The organism is Pseudomonas sp. NFPP28 (genome assembly GCF_900115535.1).
Classification (GTDB): Bacteria; Pseudomonadota; Gammaproteobacteria; order Pseudomonadales; family Pseudomonadaceae; genus Aquipseudomonas; species Aquipseudomonas extremorientalis.
On the sequence record NZ_FOWT01000001.1, the window covers coordinates 738,635 to 759,509 of the forward strand.

Sequence of the window (20,875 nt, forward strand, 5' to 3'; positions counted from 1 at the left end):
ACCATGGGCCTGAAACCTGTCTTGTACGTCATGGGCGTGCTGTTCGGCGCCCACGCCCTGGCCGCCGACGAATGCAAACTCAACCTCAGCCAGACGCACATGGACTTTGGTTTGATGAACCGCGCCGTGGCATTGGTGCCCGCCCCCGAGCGCCTGCTGGGAGAGCGACAACTGAGCCTGACGTTGAACTGCCCGCAACCTATCGACATGAGTGTGTTTTATCGTGGGCTGGGCGCGGGCCCTGGGCGCTTTCGCTTCACCGAGCGCGGCAGCTACGGCTTGCAAGTGCGCGATGCAGTGCTCGACGGTCAAACGGTCGAGCTTGGTTTGATTGCAGGCCCGGGGCAGGCGCCATCGGTGGTCGCTGGCCATCTGAATTGGCAGCCCGACCACGGCGTGGTGCCGATGCGTGGTGGCGTCGCGGTGACCGGGCGCAACCTGTCGCTACAGCTGCAGGCCAGTGCCTGGGCCAACGAAGATGCCGCCCGGGTACGCGACGCAGTCACCTGGGACACCTCCGGGCTGTTCGACGCCTTCGCCGCCGGGCGCTCGCGCGAGTTGCACTGGCAGGCACGTTTTGCGCCGGCCGCCTGTACCCCCACCCTGTCCAACGGCGGCCATGTGGAGCTGGGCAAACTTTCGATCGGCGACCTGTCCATCGACAAGGACACCCTTCTGGCGCCACGGCCCCTGTCCCTCAGCGTGACCTGCGATGCACCGACGACCTTTGCCATACGCATGCAGGACAACCGCCAGGGTTCGGCAACCGGCGCCACGGATGAAACCACCTTTGGCCTGGGCCTGGACGCCAGCCGCCAGAAAATCGGGCGTTATCGCCTGCTGTTCGACCCGTCGCACATCGCTGCCGACAGCTTCGCCCATGTCTTCAACACCTTCTCCAGCACCGGCGGCCTGCCCTGGAGCAGCGCCAGCGCACGCATCACTGCGGTAGGCGCCAATCGCTACCTGGGGTTCAGCAACACCTCCGGCAGTACCGGGGGACCCACTGCCATTCAACACCTCAGCGCCACGTTGAGCCTGGAAGCGACCATTGCGCCCTTGGGCACCCTGGACCTGGGCAACGAGGTACGCCTCGACGGCGCGGGCACCCTCGAAATTCATTACCTATAGGAACGCAACCATGAAAGCGATACTGATCCGACTGACCGCCTGCGTGTGGCTGGCCCACATGCTACAGGCCCAGGCCGCCTCAACCGTCGAGCTGAGTATCAACGGCCTGATCACGCCCAGCGCCTGCGCGCCCGCATTGTCCGAGGGCGGCGTGTATGACTTGGGCAAGATAGCCGCCAAAGACTTGAACAGCGATCGACCCACCCTATTGCCCGCCACCAGCCTGCAACTGGCAATCACCTGTGAAGCCATGACGCTGCTGGCCCTTGAGCCCCGGGACAATCGCCTCGGCTCGAGTTACAACGATTCACCCAACTCATTCGGCCTGGGGCTGACCGGCAATAACGCCAAGCTCGGCTTCCTGCTGCTGACCCTCGATACCGCGTTGGCCGACGGCGTTGAGATGATACCGATTGGCTCGACGGCGTCCTCGTCCTGGTCCCCCACGAGCATTCTCTCGCACCACTTCCTCACCGCATTTGCCCCAAAAGACGTATTCGCTCCAGTACCTGTGCAGCAACTGACCGCCCAACTGCACGTCGTGCCAGCCCTCGCCCCCGCCAACACCCTGCCACTGAGCGAAGAAGTGCCCTTCGAAGGCTCGGTGACCCTGACCATCAAGTACTTATAGGAGCTGAACCATGAACGCCTCACTGATTCGCGTGGCCGCCCTTGCCTGGCTGGCCAGTATTTCAACCGCCCAGGCCGCGTCCACGGTGGAACTGACCGTGGGTGGCCTGATCACCCCCATGGCCTGCACCCCGGCGTTTTCCGGCGGTGGGTTGATCGACTTCGGCAAGATCTCCCGGCAGGACCTCAACCAGGCCACGGGCACCCGGCTGCCGCTCAAGTCACTGACCCTGACCGTCAGTTGCAACGCCCCCGGTCGCTATGCCCTGCGCATGCACGACAACCGCGACGGCTCGGCTCACGTCAACAGCGAGATTTACTACGGCCTGGGCCTGGACAGCGCGGGTAACAAGATTGGCGTGTACTCGGTGAAATTCGATCCCAAGCAAACGGTGGCCGATGCTTTGCCGGTGACTTATGGCACCGAGTCGACCACGGGTGGGGTGGCGTGGCGTACATCCAACAGCAACCCCATCGATATCGGCTCCAGGAGCCTGCTGGGCTTTACCGATGTGGCTGGCAGCACCGCCGGCCCATCAGCGATCCAGAACCTGACCAGCACCCTGACCCTGGAAGCCGTGATCAACGCCAAGCAGAACCTCGACCTGAGTGTGGAAACGCCGATGGATGGCTCCGCGACGCTGGAAGTGGTGTACCTGTAGGCCGTACGCAGCCCCTGCGTTACCTCGAGGCCGCAGATCAAACCCGCTCGCTGAGCACGCCCACATAGCGTGCTCGGCCGGCGCCGAGACCTGCGATGATGGCCCCCAGGCCGATCACAGCGAACACCCAGCCGGTGGCGCCCCAGCCGCCGGTCCAGTCATGCAGCACACCCACCGCCAATGGCCCCATGGACGCCAGTGTGTAGCCAAAGCCTTGCGCCATGCTCGACAGGTTGGCCGCCACGTGGGAATCCCGCGAGCGCAACACAATCAAGGTCAGCGCCAGGCTGAAGGTGCCGCCCTGGCCCAGGCCCAGCAGGATCGCCCAGCCCCACAGGCCGTCGAGCGGCGCGTACAGGCAACCGAACAGGCCGCCGAGGGTGAGCAGCATCACCACCACAATCGCCAGCCGTTGATCCTTGCCCCGCGTCGCCAACCACGGTGCCGCCAGCGAGCTGAACAGCTGCACGATGATCGAACCCGAGAGCGCCAACCCGGCCTCAGTGGCGCTCAGGCCACGGCCGATCAGAATCGACGGCAACCAGCCGAACACGATATAGGCCAAGGACGATTGCAGGCCCATGTACAACGTCACCTGCCAGGCCAGCCGGTCGCGCAGCAAGCCCTTCACGCGATAGGCCACGTGGTGCGCACCGTGCTTGTGCCCGACCTGCGGCAACCAGACCAGTGCCGCTACCAACGCCGGCAAGACCCAGAACCCCAGGCCGATGCTCCAGCTGTCGCCGAAGTAATGGCTCAGGGGCACCGAAGCGCCGGCTGCCAATGCCGCCCCCAGGCACAGGGCCATGGTGTAGACGCCGGTCATGGTGCCCGCCTGCCGGGGGAAATCACGCTTGACGATCCCCGGCAACAGTACGCCGATGATGCCGATACTCGCTCCGGCGATCAGGCTGCCGACGAACAGCCCGGCTTCGCCAAATGAACTGCGCAGGATGATGCCGGCAGCCAGGGTCAGGAGGATGCCCAGCACCACCCGTTCGGCGCCGAAGCGGCGCGCCAGCAACGGAGCGGTCGGCGCGAACAGGCCCAGGCACAACACCGGCAACGTGGTCAGCAGACCGGCCCGGGCTGCCGACAGCCCCAGGCTGGCGGAGACGTCGGCCAGCAACGGCGCCATGCTCGAGAGTGCCGGACGCAGGTTCAGTGCCACCAGCACCAGGCCCAGCAGCAACAACCATGGGCGGCTCACTGGCGATGGCGTGTGCTGCACCACCTCGTCATCGGCTTCGGCGTCGATCAGCAGTTCTTCGAATTCGGTTTTGCGCTGGGTTTCAAGGCTCATTGATCAACTGCCGGCAGAGGGATTTGGCGCGTTCAGGGTTTTGCTGTTCCACGGCGTCGAGCAAGGCGGTGTGCAGGTCGAACACCGCTTGGCGACGCGGTGAAATGTTCAGGGTCTGGCGCAACTGGGCGGCAACGATGCGCGAGAAATACTGGTACAGCTCGCTGAGTGCCGGATTGTGCGCGGCGTCCACCAGATGCTTGTGGAACAACAGGTCAGCGCTGATATAGGCCTCAAGGTCGCCGTGAAACAGCTTGCCACTGGTGTCAAGGGCTTCGCGCAAGGCGATGAGGTCTTGTTCGGTACGACGCATGGCGGCCAACCCGATGGCTTCCACTTCAAGAATCTGCCGCGTCTCCTGCGCCTGCTCCAGGGTGCAGTGGGATAGCGCCCGCATCGTGCCCAGCGGATCGGTCATCGAGCGCAGGTAACTGCCATCGCCCTGGCGGATTTCAATCAAGCCGGAGAACGCCAATACGCGCATGGCCTCGCGCACGGTGTTGCGGCTGATGCCCAATTCGGCGGACAGCTCGGGCTCGGTGGGCAGGCGCTCACCGATGGCCCACCGGCCTTCAGTGATGCGCAGGCGCAACTGTTCCAGGGCCTGGTCGACCAGGGAGCGTTTGATCAAAGGGACGATGTCTGTCATGGGCTCCGCGCTTTCGTCCAATCATAGGATGAATTTTCCTACAGCCTATTCGGACTTGCCTACAAAGGCAACGCACTACGGTTCTTAGGCAGGTAAAGGAGCAGTATTTTCGATTGGTAAAATTACCCTTTGAGGGTAATTATGGACTTAGGTGTCTTATGGAAAAGTACACACCTCATTACGATTTGGCGGTGATAAAGGCGGATGTGAGGCGGTTGGGAAGGAAAGCATTCACCCGGACAGCAGAGGAATGTGGCGAGCGTCTTGGATTTGGCATCGAGGAAATGCAGGACGTTATTTATGAGTTGCGAAACTGGATGTTGTACAAGTCGATGACCACTTATGGAGACCATCGAGTATGGCAGGACGTGTACCACACCCACTCGAAAGGTAGGGAGATTTACATCAAGGTCACTTACCGCACAGACGGTAGACCTCCGGTGATCTCCTTCAAGGAGAAAAACCCATGAAAAAGAAAGAGCTGTGCTACATCTGCGGGGCCCCCGATGCATTGAGTTATTACCAGGGCCGCAGCGAAACAATCAGAGTCAAAAATATGGAGCGTCGGATCGACAATCTTTCAGGCTGGGAGTGTGAGGTGTGTGGTGACGGATTCTGGGACCCAGAAAACGACAGTGCAGACCGCTACGGCAAAGCCAAGGAAGAATTGATCCTTGCCTTCCGACAAATCATCGGCGCCGAGATAAAACGCATCCGACGCAAGCTGCATCTTACGCAAAAAGAGGCCGTCGAACTGCTGTCGGGAGGCGGCCACAACGCGTTCTCACGCTACGAACGCGGCGAACTGCTTGCCCCCAAACCCCTGGTATTACTGATGCGCTTGCTGGATCGTCACCCGCATTTGCTGGCTGACGCAAAAACCCTGGCCGAGGGTGCAGACATGCGCGGCGCGTTCACCTACATCAAACACGATAACGCTGAAACGCTCAAAGTGTCCTAGCCCCAAAAATAAACCCGGCGCCAGGCCGGGTTTATCGTTTCAAGCATCGATCAATGCAAGATCTGGCTCAGGAACAACTTGGTCCGATCATTCTGCGGGTTGTCGAAGAAGTCATTCGGCGCCGCCTGTTCCACGATCTCCCCCTTGTCCATGAAGATCACGCGGTTGGCCACGGTGCGCGCAAAGCCCATTTCGTGGGTCACGCACAGCATGGTCATGCCGTCTTCGGCCAGGCCGATCATGGTGTCGAGTACTTCCTTGACCATTTCCGGGTCGAGTGCCGAAGTCGGCTCGTCGAACAGCATGATCTTCGGCTTCATGCACAGCGCACGGGCAATCGCCACGCGCTGCTGCTGACCACCGGACAGTTGCCCCGGAAACTTGTGCGCCTGCTCCGGGATGCGCACGCGCTCCAGGTAGTGCATGGCGATTTCCTCGGCCTTGCGCTTGGGCATCTTGCGCACCCACATTGGCGCCAGCGTGCAGTTCTGCAGGATGGTCAGGTGTGGGAACAGGTTGAAATGCTGGAACACCATGCCGACTTCGCGGCGGATCGCTTCGATCTGCTTGAGGTCGTTGGTCAACTCCACGCCATCGACCACGATGCGGCCCTGCTGGTGCTCTTCCAGGCGGTTGAGGCAGCGGATGGTGGTGGACTTGCCCGAACCCGACGGGCCGCACAGCACGATACGCTCGCCCTGCTTGACGTTGAGGTTGATGTCTTTCAACACGTGGAACTGGCCGTACCACTTGTTGACGCCCTGCATCTGGATAATGCCTTCAGGGCTCACAGGCTGTTTGATCGCTTCGCTCATAACAACAACTCCTAACGCTTGTGGCCTGTGTCGAGCTTGTGTTCCAAATGAATGGAATAGCGCGACATACCAAAACAGAAAATCCAGAACACCAGGGCCGCGAACACGTAGCCTTCGGTGGCCATGCCCAGCCATTTAGGATCGGCGGCGGCTTGCTTGACGCTGTTGAGCAGGTCGAACAGGCCGATGATGATCACAAGGCTCGTGTCCTTGAACAGCGCGATGAACGTGTTGACGATGCCGGGAATCACCAGCTTCAGGGCTTGCGGCAGAATCACCAGGCCCATGCTGCGCCAGTAACCCAGGCCCATCGCTGCAGCCGCTTCGTACTGACCTTTGGGAATCGCCTGCAAGCCACCGCGCACCACCTCGGCCACGTAGGCCGACTGGAACAGGATCACGCCGATCAACGCCCGCAGCAGCTTGTCGATGCCCATGCCTTCGGGCAGGAACAACGGCAGCATCACCGAGGACATGAACAGCACGGTGATCAACGGCACGCCGCGCCAGAATTCGATGAAGGTCACGCAGACCACCCGAATCGCCGGCATGTTCGAGCGTCGCCCCAACGCCAGCATGATGCCCAGCGGCAAGGCGCCGGCGATGCCGACGGTGGCAATCACCAGGGTCAGCATCAGCCCGCCCCATTGGCTGGTCGCCACGTTGGTCAGGCCGAAGATGCCGCCATGCAACAGGAAGTAGGCGATGATCGGGTACAGCACCAAAAAGCTCAGGCCGTAGATCGCCTTGCGTTGGAAACGCGAGATGAACAGTGGCGCCACGCCAACGATGGCCAGCCACACGGTCAGGTCCACGCGCCAGCGCAGGTCGCCGGGGTAGTAGCCGTACATGAACTGCCCGAAGCGCTGTTGGATAAACACCCAGCAGGCGCCCTCCTTGGTGCAATCGGCCCGCGTGGTGCCGACCCAGTTGGCATCCAGGATCGCCCAATGCAGGATCGGCGGTACCACCAGGTAGATCAGGTAAAACGCCAACAGGGTCAGCAGGGTGTTGAGCCAGCTGGAAAACAGGTTGGCGCGCATCCATGCCATCGGCCCGAACACTTTGTTCGGCGGCGGCATATCCGGTTTGAATGTATGCGTAGTCATGCTGGTTTCCTCACCGCTCGATCAGCGCAATGCGCTTGTTGTACCAGTTCATCAGCAGGGAAATGCTGATGCTGATCGCCAGGTACACGCTCATGGTGATGGCAATGACTTCGATGGCCTGGCCGGTCTGGTTGAGCACCGTGCCGGCAAACAGCGAGACCATTTCCGGGTAACCGATACCGGCGGCCAGGGACGAGTTCTTCGCCAGGTTCAGGTATTGGCTGGTCAGCGGCGGAATGATCACCCGCAGCGCCTGCGGGATGATGACCTTGCGCAGCGTCGGCCCAGGGCGCAGGCCCAGGGAGCGCGCGGCTTCGGTCTGGCCATGGCTGACGGACTTGATGCCCGAACGCACGATCTCGGCGATGAACGCTGCCGTGTAGACGGTCAGCGCCAGGGTCAGTGCCAGCAGTTCAGGGATGAGTACCCAGCCACCGACAAAGTTGAAACCTTGCAACTTGGGCATTTCCCAATGCAGCGGCGCGCCGAAGATCAAGGCGCACAACGCCGGGATCACGATGAACAGCGCCAGGCCCGCCCAGAACTTGTGGAACGGTACGCCGGTGGCTTCGAAACGTTTGTTGGCCCAACGCGCCATCAGCACGATTGCCACGATGGCGACAACGATACTGACCACAAACGGCCAGAATCCGTCAGCGGCAATCGCTGCCGGCATGTTCAGGCCACGGCTGCTGACAAAGAAGGTGTCACCGAAGTTATGACTGTTACGCGGCCCCGGCATGGTCAGGAACACCGCGAAGTACCAGAACAGGATTTGCAGCAGCGGCGGAATGTTGCGGAACACTTCCACATACACGGTCGCCAGCTTGTTGATCATCCAGTTCGGTGACAGCCGCGCCACGCCGATGATGAACCCCAGCAAGGTCGCCAGGATCACGCCGATAAAGGTCACCAGCAAGGTGTTGAGCAAGCCGATCACGAAGACCCGGGCATAGCTGTCCGATTCGGTGTAGTCGATCAAATGCTGCGCGATGCCGAAGCCGGCACTGCGTTCAAGAAAGTCGAAACCCGAGGTAATGCCCCGGTGCTGAAGGTTGGTCTGGGTGTTGTTGAAGAGGTACCAGCCCAGCGAGACCACCGCCACTATCGTGATGATCTGGAAGAGCCACGCACGCACTTTAGGGTCGCTGAAGCTGAGCTTCTGCTTGGGTGCGCCGATTTGATTTTGCATGAAGTGCCCCGGAAATAATGGAACAGAACATCACCCGGCGGTTGGCCCACCGGGTGACAGAACCATCAGCGATCAGCGCACAGGTGGTGCGTATTGAATGCCGCCAGCGTTCCACAGCGCGTTCAGGCCACGGTCGATTTCCAGCGGGGTGCTCTTGCCCAGGTTGCGCTCGAACACTTCACCGTAGTTACCGACTTGCTTGACGATCTGCACGACCCAGTCTTTCTTCACTTTCAGGTCTTTGCCGTATTCGCCGTCAGCACCGAGCAGACGCGCAACGTCCGGGTTCTTGGTGGACTTGGCTTCAGCTTCGACGTTTTTGGAGGTGATGCCGGCTTCTTCAGCGTTGAGCATGGCGTAGCCAACCCAGCGCACGATGGCCAGCCACTCGTCGTCGCCATTACGCACGACCGGGCCCAGTGGTTCCTTGGAAATGGTTTCCGGCAGAACAACGTAGTCCTTCGGTGAGGCCAGCTTGCTGCGCTGGGCGAACAGCTGGGACTTGTCGGAGGTCAGTACGTCGCAACGCCCGGATTCCAGCGACTTGGCGCTTTCATCGGAAGTGTCGAAGGTGATCGGCGTGTATTTCAGGCCGTTGCCACGGAAGTAGTCGGAAACGTTCAGCTCGGTGGTGGTACCGGCCTGGATGCAGATGGTTGCACCGTCCAGTTCCTTGGCACTTTTCACGCCCAGCTTGTTGTTTACCAGGAAGCCGATGCCGTCGTAGTAAGTGATGAAGCCTGGGAATTTCAGGCCCATGCCGGCGTCGCGGGAGCTGGTCATGGTGGTGTTACGGGACAGAATGTCGACTTCGCCGGATTGAAGCGCGGTGAAACGCTCCTTGGCATTCAACTGGCTGAATTTGACCTTGGTCGCGTCGCCGAAAACGGCAGCGGCCACAGCGCGGCAAAAGTCGGCGTCAATCCCGAGGATCTTGCCGCTGGCATCCGGTACCGAGAAACCCGGCAGGCCGTCACTCACGCCACACTGCACAAAGCCTTTTTTCTGCACGGCGTCCAGCGTGGCGCCCGCCTGGGCGAAACCACTGACACCCAGTACAGCCGCCGCAGTCACGATGGCCAGGGTGGATTTCAATACCTTCATTCAAACCTCCAGTTTGCTCTTGTTGTGTCGGAGCTCGAACCTCAGCGCACCCTTATGAGGCGATATCGACCCGTGTTGGCTTTTTTTAGGGTCAAGCGGCATGAAGTTGTCGCAGTAATTCCAGTTGCTATCCCACAAGCGGCAGTCACTGATAGTGTTACCGTCCCGGGATAGCGCTGACATCGTTCAACACATAGCAAGCGCCGTACCAGAGTGCCGGCTGAGTCGTTCCAGCCCCCGGTCAAGAGAAAAAGATTCAACCGTGCGACATCTTCTTAACAGATCAACCCATCGCGCACCGTTCCGTCGCACTTAATCGGAGCGCGCGCACATTAATGGAGCAGACATGACCGAACCCTTGATTCTTCAGCCCGCCAAGCCCGCAGACGCCTGCGTTATCTGGTTGCATGGCCTGGGTGCCGATCGCTATGACTTCCTGCCAGTGGCCGAGGCGCTGCAGGAAAGCCTGCTGACCACGCGTTTCGTTTTGCCCCAGGCACCGACCCGGCCGGTGACGATCAATGGTGGCTACGAGATGCCAAGCTGGTACGACATCAAAGCCATGAGCCCGGCCCGTTCCATCAGCCTGGAAGAGCTGGAAGTCTCGGCAAAAATGGTCACGGATTTGATCGAGGCACAGAAGAGAACCGGAATAGACGCTTCGCGGATTTTCCTCGCCGGTTTTTCCCAGGGTGGCGCCGTGGTCTTTCACACCGCTTTCCTGAATTGGGAAGGCCCCTTGGGTGGCGTGATTGCCCTCTCCACCTATGCCCCCACGTTCAGCGACGAGCTGGAATTGTCCGCCAGCCAGCAGCGCATTCCCGCCCTGTGCCTGCACGGCCAGTACGACGACGTGGTGCAGAACGCCATGGGCCGCAGCGCCTACGAGCATTTGAAGAGCCGTGGTGTCACCGTGACATGGCAGGAATACCCAATGGGCCACGAAGTGTTACCCGAGGAGATACGCGATATCGGTGCCTGGTTGACCGCTCGCCTGGGCTGAACACCTGCGTTTATGTAGCCGTATGACAGACGCACTACGCCGCGCCCGATTCTTGCATTACACTGGCCGGCGTACATTCCTTAACCAATTAATGAGATCACCGTGCTCAAAGCACTCAAGAAGATGTTCGGCAAAAGCGAGGCTGAGCCGCTCGCGCCTGATTCCAGTGCTCCTGCCCCGACAGCCGGCAGCCGCAATGACGGCAGACAGCCCGACCGGACCGCACCCGCCGCCCAGCCGAAGAAGCCGACGGTGACCCCACCCGAACAGGCCAGACCGGTCGAACCCGTTGCCGCACCGGTGGCACCAAAACCGCGCCGTGAACGTGCGCCAAAACCGCCGGTAATTCCGTGGAAACTCGAAGACTTTGTCGTCGAACCCCAGGAAGGCAAGACCCGCTTCCATGATTTCAAGCTGGCCCCGGAACTGATGCACGCCATCCAGGACCTTGGTTTTCCGTACTGCACGCCGATCCAGGCGCAGGTGCTGGGCTTTACCCTGGCCGGCAAAGACGCCATCGGCCGCGCCCAGACCGGCACCGGCAAGACCGCCGCGTTCCTGATCTCGATCATCACCCAGTTGCTGCAGACGCCGCCGCCCAAAGAGCGCTACATGGGTGAACCGCGCGCGCTGATCATCGCCCCGACCCGGGAGCTGGTGGTACAGATCGCCAAGGACGCCGCCGACCTGACCAAGTACACCGGCCTCAACGTCATGACGTTCGTGGGCGGCATGGACTTCGACAAGCAGCTCAAGCACCTCGAAGCCCGTCACTGCGACATCCTGGTGGCTACCCCTGGCCGTCTGCTGGACTTCAACCAGCGCGGCGACGTGCACCTGGACATGGTCGAAGTGATGGTGCTGGACGAAGCCGACCGCATGCTCGACATGGGTTTCATCCCACAAGTGCGCCAGATCATTCGCCAGACCCCGCCGAAATCCGAGCGTCAGACCCTGCTGTTCTCCGCGACCTTCACCGAAGACGTGATGAACCTCGCCAAGCAATGGACCACCGACCCGTCCATCGTCGAGATCGAAGCGGAAAACGTCGCCAGCGAGAACGTCGAGCAACACATCTACGCGGTAGCCGGCGCCGATAAGTACAAGCTGCTCTACAACCTGGTCAACGACAACGGCTGGGAACGCGTGATGGTGTTCGCCAACCGCAAGGACGAGGTGCGCCGGATCGAAGAACGCCTGGTGCGTGACGGTGTGAACGCCGCGCAACTGTCGGGCGACGTGCCACAGCACAAGCGCATCAAGACCCTGGAAGGCTTCCGCGAAGGCAAGATCCGTGTGCTGGTGGCCACCGACGTGGCCGGGCGTGGGATTCACATCGACGGCATCAGCCATGTGATCAACTTCACCCTGCCGGAAGTGCCGGATGACTACGTGCACCGCATTGGCCGCACCGGCCGTGCCGGAGCGGCGGGTGTGTCGATCAGCTTTGCCGGGGAAGATGACTCGTATCAGCTGCCGTCGATCGAGGCGTTGCTGGGGCGCAAGATCAGCTGTGAGACGCCGCCGACGCACCTGTTGCGCGCCGTTGAACGCAAGCGTCCGTAAGCTGGAATGCAGTGAAAACTGTGGGAGGGGGCTTGCCCCCGATAGCGATGGCACATCTAACATCTCTGTTGGCTGACCCACTGCAATCGGGGGCAAGCCCCCTCCCACATTTGGTGCTGTGTTTGGCCTAAGACTTCCAGCGATCCGCGGCGGCGTGGTCGCTGTGGCGCCCTTCCACCCAACGCGGCCCCTCGCTGGTATTTTCCTTCTTCCAGAACGGCGCCCGCGTCTTCAGGTAATCCATCACAAACGCGCAGGCATCAAACGCCGCCTGGCGATGGGCACTGGCCGCCCCGACAAACACAATCGGCTCGCCAGGTTCCAGCGCGCCAATGCGGTGCAGCACTTCCAGCTTGAGCAACGGCCAGCGCTGCTCGGCTTCCACAGCGATCTTGGCCAGGGCCTTTTCGGTCATGCCGGGGTAGTGCTCCAGGAACATTCCCGCGACATCCAGACCGTCATTGAAATCGCGTACATAGCCAACAAAACTCACCACCGCGCCCACGCCGACATTGGCCGCATGCATCGCGTTGACTTCAGCACCGGGATCAAACGCCTGGACCTGCACACGAATGGCCATGTTCAGCCTCCGGTCACGGGTGGGAAGAATGCTACTTCGTCACCTGCCTGCACCGGCTCATCAAGGCCGCACATCTCTTCGTTGCGCGCACACATCAGACTGGTTTCGTTGAGCACTGCAAACTCCGGGTCACTGGCCAGCGCCAGACGCACCGCATCGACAGTGGCGAAGTCGCCCTCCATCTCCAACGAATCAAAACCCACCGCTTCGGCGTAACGCGCAAAAAACAATACGTTGATGCTCATGCCTGGTCCGCCTTGAAATGCCCGCTTTTGCCGCCGAGTTTTTCCAGCAGGCGAATGCTTTCGATGGTCATGCCACGGTCCACCGCCTTGCACATGTCGTAGATCGTCAGCGCCGCGACGCTGGCAGCAGTAAGGGCTTCCATCTCCACGCCGGTCTGGCCGGAGAGTTTGCAGCGCGCCACGATACGCACCAAGTCTGCACCCTCGGCGCTCAGTTCGACCTTGACACCTGTCAACATCAACGGATGGCAGAGGGGAATCAGGTCACTGGTTTTTTTCGCGGCCTGGATCCCGGCAATGCGGGCCACGGCAAACACGTCGCCCTTGGGGTGGGCGCCGTCGACAATCATTTGCAGGGTCTCGGGCAGCATGCGCACACGCGCTTCGGCCACCGCCTCACGGAACGTCACGGACTTGTCGGTGACGTCGACCATATGGGCGCGACCTTGGGAATCGAGATGAGTCAGCACAGGGATACTCCTGATCAGGAGCAGCGATTGTAAACCCGTCGGTCAAGATTGCGCACACCTGATTCCCCTTCCCTGAATCACCAGTAGCCAATGCTCGATCAGTGCGACGAATACACCCCATCAGAACAAAGAATTGGCGCCAACAATCCAAGCACCGTAAAACTTGAAAAAAAACGGAATGCCCACTTCATGACCTTACTGTATTTCATCCTGCTCAGTTTATTCGCCGGTTTTGCAGTGCCCTTGCAGGCAGGCACCAACGCAAAACTGGGTAACCTGCTAGGCCATCCTTTATGGGCCACGGCAGTATCTCTATTGGTCAGCCTGGTTGTACTCATTGTTGTCATTATTGCAGTCAAGGCGCCTCGCCCCAATCTTGCCGCCGTGCAAGACGGCCCCTGGTGGATTTGGATGGGCGGTGTTGCCGGCGTTTTTTATATTACCGTAGCCTTATTGATGGCGCCTCGACTCGGCGCCCTCAACTTCATCATGGCGGTATTGATCGGACAACTTATCGTTTCAATTGCGATTGACTATTTTGGCTTATTGGGCTTTCCCAAACAGTCTCTCAACATTAATAAACTGGTCGGCGTACTTGTCGTCATAGGAGGATTCCTTATTACCACTCGCACTTGATTCACGCCTAACAGGGTCACCAAAAACAGAAGACTTCTTCATGTTCCCAGTCAGGGATTGACGACAGCTATTAACTTTAAAAAGGTGAGGCAATGACCACTCAAACTGCAACGGCAACTTACGACGCCATCGGCGAACGCTTCGAAGCTTTCACGGACAGCGCCTCGCAGCGCTCGGTGGAAACCGCAACCTTCTTCAGTATGGTTGGTAATCCCCAGGGCAAATCCGTACTGGACCTGGCCTGCGGTTTCGGTTTCTTCGGACGCGAGCTGTATCGCCAAGGTGCCAGCAAAGTGGTTGGCGTGGACATCTCCGCCTCCATGATTGAACTGGCCCGGCAAGAGTCGGCGCGCAACCAGGAGCCGATCGAGTACCACGTCAGCGATATCTGCGATCTGGGCATTCTCGGCAAGTTCGACCTGATCACCGCCGCCTGGCTGTTCAACTATGCCGATTCGCCAGAAAAACTGGACAAGATGTTCCAGGTCGTCGCCAAGAACCTCGCCCCAGGTGGACGGGTCGTGGCTTACACGGTAGAGCCAACCTTTCAATTGAAACGTGGCAACTTCACCAAATACGGCGTGCACGTACTCACCGAAGAACCCCATGAAGGCGGCTTTCGCCACCACGCCGAATTCGTCACCACACCGCCCAGCGCCTTCACCTTCCATCGCTGGAGCCGCGAACGCTATGAGCTGGCGATCATGAAAGCCGGCTTCTCCCGCCTGCAGTGGCAAAAACCGATTATTTCCGAGGCCGAGCGGGCCAAGCACCCCAAGGGCTACTGGGATGACTTCGAACGCAACTGCCTGCAAACCGGGCTGATCTGCACTCTCTGAAGGCCGGGCACGTACGCCTGGGTGTACGTGCCTTTTCCCCCACGCAGTAGGAAAACGAGCGTTATGACTTCCAAGGGTTTCAACCATTGGCCCGTGTTCGACGGCCCCCTGACCGCCGAAATGACAGACCGTTTCTTGATGGGCCTGCCTGAGCATTTCCACGAAGCCGTCAACCTCAAGTTGCCGCTGGCAGCCTGGCGCCTGGTGTCGGAAGAGACCAGCGAACAGTTGGCCGACCGCGTCGAAAACCCTGTCTCGCCGCTGGCCTGGCGCTATGCCGCCGCCCAACTGCTGGCACTGACCCATGACCCCAGGCTCGATGTACTCAACCCCACGATGATTCAAATCAGCGCAGGCACCGTCGAGATCGGTCTGGCCGAATCGGCGGTCGACCAGGTGATGCATGACATGCGCGGCCTGGGCCTGGATCGGGACTGGATCGCCAAGGAAGTCCCTCGTCATCGCGTCCACCTGCGGCCATACGCCATCGGTAAATATCCGGTGACCAACCTCGAATACCGAGCCTTTCTCGAAGCCAACACGCAGGCACGGATTCCCGAAAGCTGGGCCTTCGGACAGTACCCTCACGCACGCGCCAACCATCCGGTCTACGGGATCACTGCCGATGACGCCGACGCCTACGCTGCCTGGCTCAGCGAAGCCAGTGGCCGCAGCTTCCGCCTGCCCACCGAGGCTGAATGGGAATACGCCGCCGCCGGCCCGGAAAACCTCGAATATCCCTGGGGAAATACCTTCCTGCCCGAGCGTGCCAACACCGCCGAACTGGGCCTGTTCGACACCACTCCGGTCGGCTTCCTGGTCGAGGGTGCTTCGCCATTTGGCTGTCTGGACATGGCCGGTAATGTCGAAGAATTCGTCGCTGACGACTACGCCCCCTACCCCGGCGGCACCGCCATCACCGACGACCTCGTCACTGTGGTTGGCACCCACCGCATCGCCCGTGGTGGCAGCTTCACGCGGTTTCGCGACCTGACCCGCAATTGCCGGCGTCACGGCAAGTATCCGCGACAGATTTACGTAATGGGCTTTCGCCTCGCACAAACCCTGTAATCCCTCTTCTGTACCAAAACAATAACGCGTTGATCATTCAAGCACGGAAGGAACCGCCATGAACCGCCTAAGCGTACGCAACCATGTTGATATCCCCCTGGACGACCATTCCAACCCTGGAACTTTCTACACGTTCAGTGGGTTGGACACGGCACACGAACATATCGTGATAAAGCTTGGCCCCGCCAATCCCATCAGCCCGTTGGTGCGTATTCATTCCGAATGCCTGACCGGCGATGTATTCAGTTCACAGCGCTGTGACTGCGGCCCGCAATTAAACGAGTCGATCCTGCGCATGCAGGAAGTGGGTGGCTATCTTATCTACCTGCGCCAAGAAGGCCGCGGCATCGGCTTATATGCAAAGTTGGACGCCTACCGCCTGCAGGATTCTGGCATGGACACGTTCGAAGCCAATACTCATCTGAACTTTCCGGAAGATGATCGCGACTTTTCCATGGCCGCAGGCATGTTGAAAGCGCTGAACATCAAACATTGCCAATTGATCACCAATAACCCGGACAAAGTTCAGGCCCTGGTGGATAACGGCATTGTAGTGGACAACGTTATTCCGACCGGTGTGTTTGTCACCCGACATAACACTCATTACCTGCAAGCGAAAGTCGATAAGAAAAACCACGTGATCAACCTGATGAAACAACCGAAGCGCGCCTGAACACTTTCTTTCGCCCACACTACATTAAGGATGATGACGCATGAGACACTTTGGCCCTATTAGCGGTATCGCAACATTCAACGATACTTACGTTGCAACCGCCGGTTATGACAACCAGGTTATTTTGTGGGATGCAAAAACCAAGACGCCGATCCAGCGCGTGCTCCACGACCACCTGGCCAACCAATGTGCGTTCAACGCCAGCGGCACCCTGCTGGTCAGTGCCAGCAGCGACTACACCGCCCGCGTCTGGGAAATCCCTTCGCTGCGCTTGAAAAGCGTGCTGGTGGGTCACGATGACGACATCGAAATGGCTGCCTTCTCACCGGATGGCCAGACCATCGCCACCTGCTCGCGGGACCACAGCATCCGCCTGTTCGACCTCAGCGGGCGAACCCTGCGGATCCTCAGCGGTCACGATGCCGACGTGATTTCGGTGTGCTGGGCCGCCGATGGCAAGACCCTGGTTTCCAGCAGCGATGACGGTTCGATCCGCCGTTGGGACGCTGCCAGCGGCGAACAACTGGACCTGATCGACCTGGGCGGCGTCGAAACCGACACCGTTGCCCTGTCCCGTGAGGGCATCATTTTCGCCGGTGACGACGAAGGCAAAATCTCCGTGATCAGCAGCAGCGGCACCTACCTGCAAGCTGCCCATGCCGCCGGCATCAAGCGCATCGTATGGAACGACGCGCAGCGCCTGCTGGTCAGCCTCAGCTACGACCGTTGCGTCATGCTGTGGGAGTTGACGCCCGACAACCAACTGGTAAAAACCGCCCAGACTTCACTGCCAAGCATCATCTGGCCACGCAGCTGTGCATTGCTGGGCAACCATCGCATCGCCTTCGTGACCTTCGGTTCCACCTACGCCACCTGGGATTTCATCACTCAGGAATGGGACGTGGGCGGCATCGAGCCGGCCATCAGCTTGAACGCCGTCACGGTGGTCGGCGACGACATCTACAGCATCGGTGATGCCGGCATCCTGCAGATCAATGGCCAGCCCAGCACCAAGGCCGGCAGTCTGTGCAACTTCCTGCTGCCCTTCGGCGACAGCGTGTTGACCGGCGGCCAGATGGGCACGGTGTTCGACGCCAAGACCGGCGACGTCATCTACCAGCACCGCTCACCGCTCAACTGCGGCACCACCTTCGAAAAAGATGGCCAGTTGCACGCCGCAATCGGTACGTACACTGGCGAAGCCTTGATCTTCAATCTGGAACACCAGCAGCCGCGCTTCCTGCGCGAAGTGCGCATGCACGAGAACGCCATCAAGGGCATCGCCGCCGATGAACAGTACCTGTTCAGCGTATGCGCGACAGCGGCCGCAGCGTTCTTCCGGATCGAAGACTTCGAGCTGGAAACCTACCTGGACAAGGCCCACGACCGTATTTCCAACGGCTGCACGCAGATCCAGGGCGGCTTTGCCAGTATCGGTCGCGACCTCAAGCTGCGCCTGTGGCAAGCCGGCAACAGCGAGGTGTATGACACCCCTCACAGCCACTCGATCAAGTGCATTGCCATCTCCAAGGACCGCCAGATGATCGCCACCGGCAGCTACGGCGGCACCGTGGCCGTGTTCGACCTGGCCAAGCGCAAATGGGCAAAGGTGGAGAAGATCACCGCCAGCGGTATTTCATGCCTGACCCATGACGCCGAAGGCAGTGGCTTCCTGGCCAGCGCCTACGACGGGCGTATCTACCCGATCACCGCCCACGCTGTGGCAGGGCAACGCCGCCCATGACCCACTTCAGCGAAATCGACTTTCAACATATGCATCATGCATTGTCGTTGGCCGAGCGCGGCAGTCACTCCACCTGGCCCAATCCACGGGTCGGGTGCGTCATCGCCCACGGTGCACACATCGTGGGCGAGGGCTGGCATCGGCGTGCGGGCGGTCCGCACGCCGAGGTCTTCGCCCTGCGCCAGGCGGGTGCCCTGGCCAAGGGCGCCACGGCCTATGTGACGCTGGAACCCTGCAGCCATGTCGGGCGCACCGGTGCCTGTCACCAGGCGCTGATCGAGGCTGGCGTGGCGTGTGTGGTCGTTGCCCATGAAGACCCGTTCGAGCAGGTCGACGGTCGTGGGATCGCCGAACTGCGCGACGCCGGGATCGAGGTTCGCGTGGGCTTGCTCAATGCGGTCGCCCGCGAGTTGAACCGTGGCTTCCTGTCCTCGGTCAAGCGCCAGCGGCCGTGGGTGCAACTGAAGATGGGCATGAGCCTGGATGGCCGCACCGCGCTGAACAACGGGCGCTCGCAATGGATCACCGGCGCCAGGGCGCGCGCCGATGTGCAGTATTGGCGAGCGCGCAGTGCAGCGATCCTCACCGGCAGCGGCACGGTGCTGGCCGACAACCCCTCATTGACCGTACGCGAGATGGCATCCGCCGAAGCCATCGCGCCGCTGCGGGTGATCCTCGACAGCCAGGCGCGGGTGCCGGGTACCGCGAGGGTGTTCGACGACCAGGCGCCAAGCCTGCATGTGGTGCACGAGCAACATCTGCCGCCAGGCGCCAACGCCGAGCGCTTGCTCGGCCTGCCGGGCAACCAGAATGGCCTCGATCTGCATGCCTTGATGGTCCATCTGAGCCAGCGCGGTTTGCATGATGTGATGGTCGAGGCCGGGCCGACCCTGGCCGGCAACCTGCTGCGCGCCGGGCTGGTGGATGAGCTGTTGCTGTACGTCGCGCCGCGCCTGCTCGGCGACCTCGCACGGCCGCTGGTGCATTTGCCGGAGCTGGAAAACCTCACCCACTCCCTGGACTTCACCCTGTACGAAGTGACCCAGTTGGGCCAGGACTTGCGATTACGCCTGCGCCCCGATCAGTCGACCTGCACGGTATGAGCTACCACTTGCTTGACCTGTTCGCGCAACCACGCATGTGCCGGGTCGTCACAGAATCGCTGGTGCCAGATCTGCACAAAGGGAAAGCGCGGAATGCTGAACGGTGGCGGCAATTGCACCAGGTCCGGGTTGAGCAACGTGTCTTCCAGCGTGCGGGTGGCCACGGTAAGGATCAGGTCGGTGTTGTGCAACAGGCTCGGCGCCGTACGCCAGTGCGGCACGCTGACGGCGATGCGACGACGCAAACCTTCGGCACGCAACAGGCTATCGACTTCACCATTGGCACCTCCGTCCATGGACACCTGGATATGCGGGCGCTCCAGGTAGCTCTCCAGATCCAGCATGCCGTCCTTGGACAGGGTCCGCCGGTCGAGCAGGCAGGAAAACGTTTCCTCGAACAACACTTCCATCGACACATCGGGCGTCAGGCTGGGGAACACCCCCAGCGCCAGGTCGATCTTGCCCTGCGCCACTTGCTCGAACATCGCATGCCGGCTGCCCTGGGTCACCACCAGCGTGGTGTTCGGCGCCTCGCTGCGCAGTCGCACCAGCAACTTGGGCAGGATAATCGCCGCGCCGTAGTCCGACATCGCCAATTGAAAGGTACGTTGGGAACTGGCCGCGTCGAAGTCGATGGACTTGCCGAACAGCGTTTCGATTTGGCTGAGGATGTCGCGCAACGGCACCTGGATATTCTGCGCCAGGGCGCTGAGTACCACTTCGTTACCCTCGCGGATCAGGATCGGATCGTCGAGCAGCACCCGCAACTTACTCAAGGAGTGACTGATGGCCGGCTGGCTCAAATGCAGTCGCGCACCGGTGCGGGTGACGTGTTTTTCAGTCAGCAGTGCATCGAGCACCACCAACAGATTCAAATCGATATTGCGCAGTAGGACCGTGACCATGCTGTGAATTCCATCTCAGGGAGCAACCTTCAACAAGGAGCAAAACCATGCCTCAACTCAAACGAATCATTGAGACCGCGCTGTACGTAGACGACCTCGACCGCGCCAAAGCGTTTTACGCCCGGCACCTGGAGCTTGAGACGATGGTCGAGAGCAACGTACTCGTCGCGTTAAATGTCGGTCAGCAGAATACTCTCTTGCTCTTCAAACGGGGCGCCTCTCTTCAAACCAAATACTTGAGCGGCGGCGAGATCCCTCCCCATGACGCCAACGGGCGCATTCATATCTGCTTTGCCATCGACGCCGACGATCTGCCGACCTGGGAGGCGCGCCTGGACAACGCGAACATTGCCATCGAGGGGCGCACCCACTGGCCCAAAGGTGGATCGAGCATCTATTTCCGCGATCCGGATGAGAACCTCGTCGAACTACTGACGCCGGGCTGCTGGCCCATTTACTGATTGCCGCTCAAGGAATGAAGCTT

The 20,875-nt window shown here is 60.4% G+C and carries 24 protein-coding genes; 14 read left to right on the top strand and 10 right to left on the bottom strand.

Annotated elements, in window-relative coordinates:
* Positions 1-3 precede the first annotated feature (3 nt).
* Genes BM110_RS03475 through BM110_RS03485 form a run of 3 tightly spaced genes read left to right on the top strand, consistent with a single transcriptional unit; the run spans position 4 to position 2,423 of the window.
* On the top strand, positions 4-1,131 hold the full coding sequence (locus BM110_RS03475; RefSeq protein WP_093512387.1) for a DUF1120 domain-containing protein: 1,128 nt from the start codon (positions 4-6) through the stop codon (positions 1,129-1,131).
* Between the two features lie 10 nt (positions 1,132-1,141).
* The gene (locus tag BM110_RS03480; RefSeq protein WP_093512389.1) at positions 1,142-1,762 is read left to right on the top strand and encodes a DUF1120 domain-containing protein; all 621 of its coding nucleotides are present in this window, start codon (positions 1,142-1,144) and stop codon (positions 1,760-1,762) included.
* A 10-nt stretch (positions 1,763-1,772) separates the two neighbouring features.
* Positions 1,773-2,423, top strand: a complete 651-nt coding sequence (locus tag BM110_RS03485) for a DUF1120 domain-containing protein (protein ID WP_093512391.1) — start codon at positions 1,773-1,775, stop codon at positions 2,421-2,423.
* Between the two features lie 37 nt (positions 2,424-2,460).
* Here the strand turns inward: BM110_RS03485 and BM110_RS03490 are convergent, their stop codons facing one another.
* Both BM110_RS03490 and BM110_RS03495 read right to left on the bottom strand, forming a co-directional pair.
* Entirely contained in the window at positions 2,461-3,726 is a 1,266-nt protein-coding gene (locus BM110_RS03490; RefSeq protein ID WP_093512393.1) for a CynX/NimT family MFS transporter, read from the bottom strand.
* Positions 3,716-4,375, bottom strand: coding sequence for a FadR/GntR family transcriptional regulator (locus tag BM110_RS03495; protein WP_093512395.1), 660 nt, complete (start codon positions 4,373-4,375; stop codon positions 3,716-3,718). The genes BM110_RS03490 and BM110_RS03495 overlap by 11 nt, the downstream gene beginning before the upstream one ends.
* Positions 4,376-4,533: 158 nt before the next feature.
* Between BM110_RS03495 and BM110_RS03500 the strand changes: the two genes are divergently transcribed.
* Positions 4,534-4,845, top strand: coding sequence for a type II toxin-antitoxin system MqsR family toxin (locus BM110_RS03500; RefSeq protein ID WP_093512397.1), 312 nt, complete (start codon positions 4,534-4,536; stop codon positions 4,843-4,845).
* Positions 4,842-5,336: a type II toxin-antitoxin system MqsA family antitoxin gene (locus tag BM110_RS03505; RefSeq protein WP_093512399.1), complete on the top strand. Its 495-nt coding sequence runs from the start codon at positions 4,842-4,844 to the stop codon at positions 5,334-5,336. The genes BM110_RS03500 and BM110_RS03505 overlap by 4 nt, the downstream gene beginning before the upstream one ends.
* Positions 5,337-5,386: 50 nt before the next feature.
* Here BM110_RS03505 and BM110_RS03510 read toward each other — a convergent pair whose 3' ends face one another.
* The 4 genes from BM110_RS03510 to BM110_RS03525 form a co-directional block, all read right to left on the bottom strand.
* On the bottom strand, positions 5,387-6,151 hold the full coding sequence (locus tag BM110_RS03510) for an amino acid ABC transporter ATP-binding protein (RefSeq protein ID WP_003171943.1): 765 nt from the start codon (positions 6,149-6,151) through the stop codon (positions 5,387-5,389).
* Between the two features lie 11 nt (positions 6,152-6,162).
* Positions 6,163-7,260: an amino acid ABC transporter permease gene (locus BM110_RS03515; protein ID WP_058422897.1), complete on the bottom strand. Its 1,098-nt coding sequence runs from the start codon at positions 7,258-7,260 to the stop codon at positions 6,163-6,165.
* A 10-nt stretch (positions 7,261-7,270) separates the two neighbouring features.
* Positions 7,271-8,452 (bottom strand): amino acid ABC transporter permease, encoded by a 1,182-nt coding sequence (locus BM110_RS03520; protein ID WP_058422898.1) that lies wholly within the window; start codon positions 8,450-8,452, stop codon positions 7,271-7,273.
* Between the two features lie 72 nt (positions 8,453-8,524).
* The gene (locus tag BM110_RS03525) at positions 8,525-9,556 is read right to left on the bottom strand and encodes an amino acid ABC transporter substrate-binding protein (protein ID WP_071488588.1); all 1,032 of its coding nucleotides are present in this window, start codon (positions 9,554-9,556) and stop codon (positions 8,525-8,527) included.
* A gap of 346 nt (positions 9,557-9,902) precedes the next feature.
* Between BM110_RS03525 and BM110_RS03530 the strand changes: the two genes are divergently transcribed.
* Positions 9,903-10,559, top strand: coding sequence for an alpha/beta hydrolase (locus BM110_RS03530; RefSeq protein WP_092240867.1), 657 nt, complete (start codon positions 9,903-9,905; stop codon positions 10,557-10,559).
* Between the two features lie 96 nt (positions 10,560-10,655).
* Positions 10,656-12,125, top strand: a complete 1,470-nt coding sequence (gene rhlB, locus BM110_RS03535; protein ID WP_165447910.1) for an ATP-dependent RNA helicase RhlB — start codon at positions 10,656-10,658, stop codon at positions 12,123-12,125.
* Between the two features lie 127 nt (positions 12,126-12,252).
* Here rhlB and moaE read toward each other — a convergent pair whose 3' ends face one another.
* From moaE to moaC, 3 genes are read right to left on the bottom strand one after another with little or no spacing between them, the layout of a single operon-like run.
* Positions 12,253-12,705 carry a molybdopterin synthase catalytic subunit MoaE gene (moaE, locus tag BM110_RS03540; RefSeq protein ID WP_092240865.1) on the bottom strand — a complete coding sequence of 151 codons (453 nt, stop codon included), beginning with the start codon at positions 12,703-12,705 and terminating at the stop codon, positions 12,253-12,255.
* A gap of 2 nt (positions 12,706-12,707) precedes the next feature.
* Positions 12,708-12,950: a molybdopterin converting factor subunit 1 gene (gene moaD, locus BM110_RS03545; protein WP_071488584.1), complete on the bottom strand. Its 243-nt coding sequence runs from the start codon at positions 12,948-12,950 to the stop codon at positions 12,708-12,710.
* Entirely contained in the window at positions 12,947-13,420 is a 474-nt protein-coding gene (gene moaC / locus BM110_RS03550; protein ID WP_071488583.1) for a cyclic pyranopterin monophosphate synthase MoaC, read from the bottom strand. The genes moaD and moaC overlap by 4 nt, the downstream gene beginning before the upstream one ends.
* A 189-nt stretch (positions 13,421-13,609) precedes the next feature.
* Between moaC and BM110_RS03555 the strand changes: the two genes are divergently transcribed.
* The 6 genes from BM110_RS03555 to ribD all read left to right on the top strand — a co-directional run bounded on the left by BM110_RS03555 (position 13,610) and on the right by ribD (position 19,486).
* Complete coding sequence (locus tag BM110_RS03555; RefSeq protein ID WP_071488582.1) at positions 13,610-14,056, top strand: DMT family transporter; 447 nt, start codon at positions 13,610-13,612, stop codon at positions 14,054-14,056.
* 92 nt (positions 14,057-14,148) lie between these two features.
* The gene (locus tag BM110_RS03560) at positions 14,149-14,895 is read left to right on the top strand and encodes a class I SAM-dependent methyltransferase (RefSeq protein WP_071488581.1); all 747 of its coding nucleotides are present in this window, start codon (positions 14,149-14,151) and stop codon (positions 14,893-14,895) included.
* A gap of 63 nt (positions 14,896-14,958) precedes the next feature.
* A complete protein-coding gene (locus BM110_RS03565) occupies positions 14,959-15,966 on the top strand; it encodes a formylglycine-generating enzyme family protein (protein WP_092240863.1) in 1,008 nt (335 codons plus the stop codon).
* Between the two features lie 58 nt (positions 15,967-16,024).
* Positions 16,025-16,639: a GTP cyclohydrolase II gene (gene ribA, locus BM110_RS03570; RefSeq protein ID WP_071488579.1), complete on the top strand. Its 615-nt coding sequence runs from the start codon at positions 16,025-16,027 to the stop codon at positions 16,637-16,639.
* Positions 16,640-16,679: 40 nt separating this feature from the next.
* Entirely contained in the window at positions 16,680-18,383 is a 1,704-nt protein-coding gene (locus tag BM110_RS03575) for a WD40 repeat domain-containing protein (protein WP_093512402.1), read from the top strand.
* Positions 18,380-19,486: a bifunctional diaminohydroxyphosphoribosylaminopyrimidine deaminase/5-amino-6-(5-phosphoribosylamino)uracil reductase RibD gene (ribD, locus tag BM110_RS03580; RefSeq protein WP_092240859.1), complete on the top strand. Its 1,107-nt coding sequence runs from the start codon at positions 18,380-18,382 to the stop codon at positions 19,484-19,486. Before BM110_RS03575 ends, ribD begins: the two co-directional genes overlap by 4 nt.
* Here ribD and BM110_RS03585 read toward each other — a convergent pair.
* Positions 19,465-20,391 (bottom strand): LysR family transcriptional regulator, encoded by a 927-nt coding sequence (locus tag BM110_RS03585; protein WP_071488576.1) that lies wholly within the window; start codon positions 20,389-20,391, stop codon positions 19,465-19,467. The genes ribD and BM110_RS03585 overlap by 22 nt on opposite strands.
* 47 nt (positions 20,392-20,438) lie before the next feature.
* Between BM110_RS03585 and BM110_RS03590 the strand changes: the two genes are divergently transcribed.
* Entirely contained in the window at positions 20,439-20,852 is a 414-nt protein-coding gene (locus tag BM110_RS03590) for a VOC family protein (RefSeq protein ID WP_058422912.1), read from the top strand.
* Positions 20,853-20,875 lie beyond the last annotated feature (23 nt).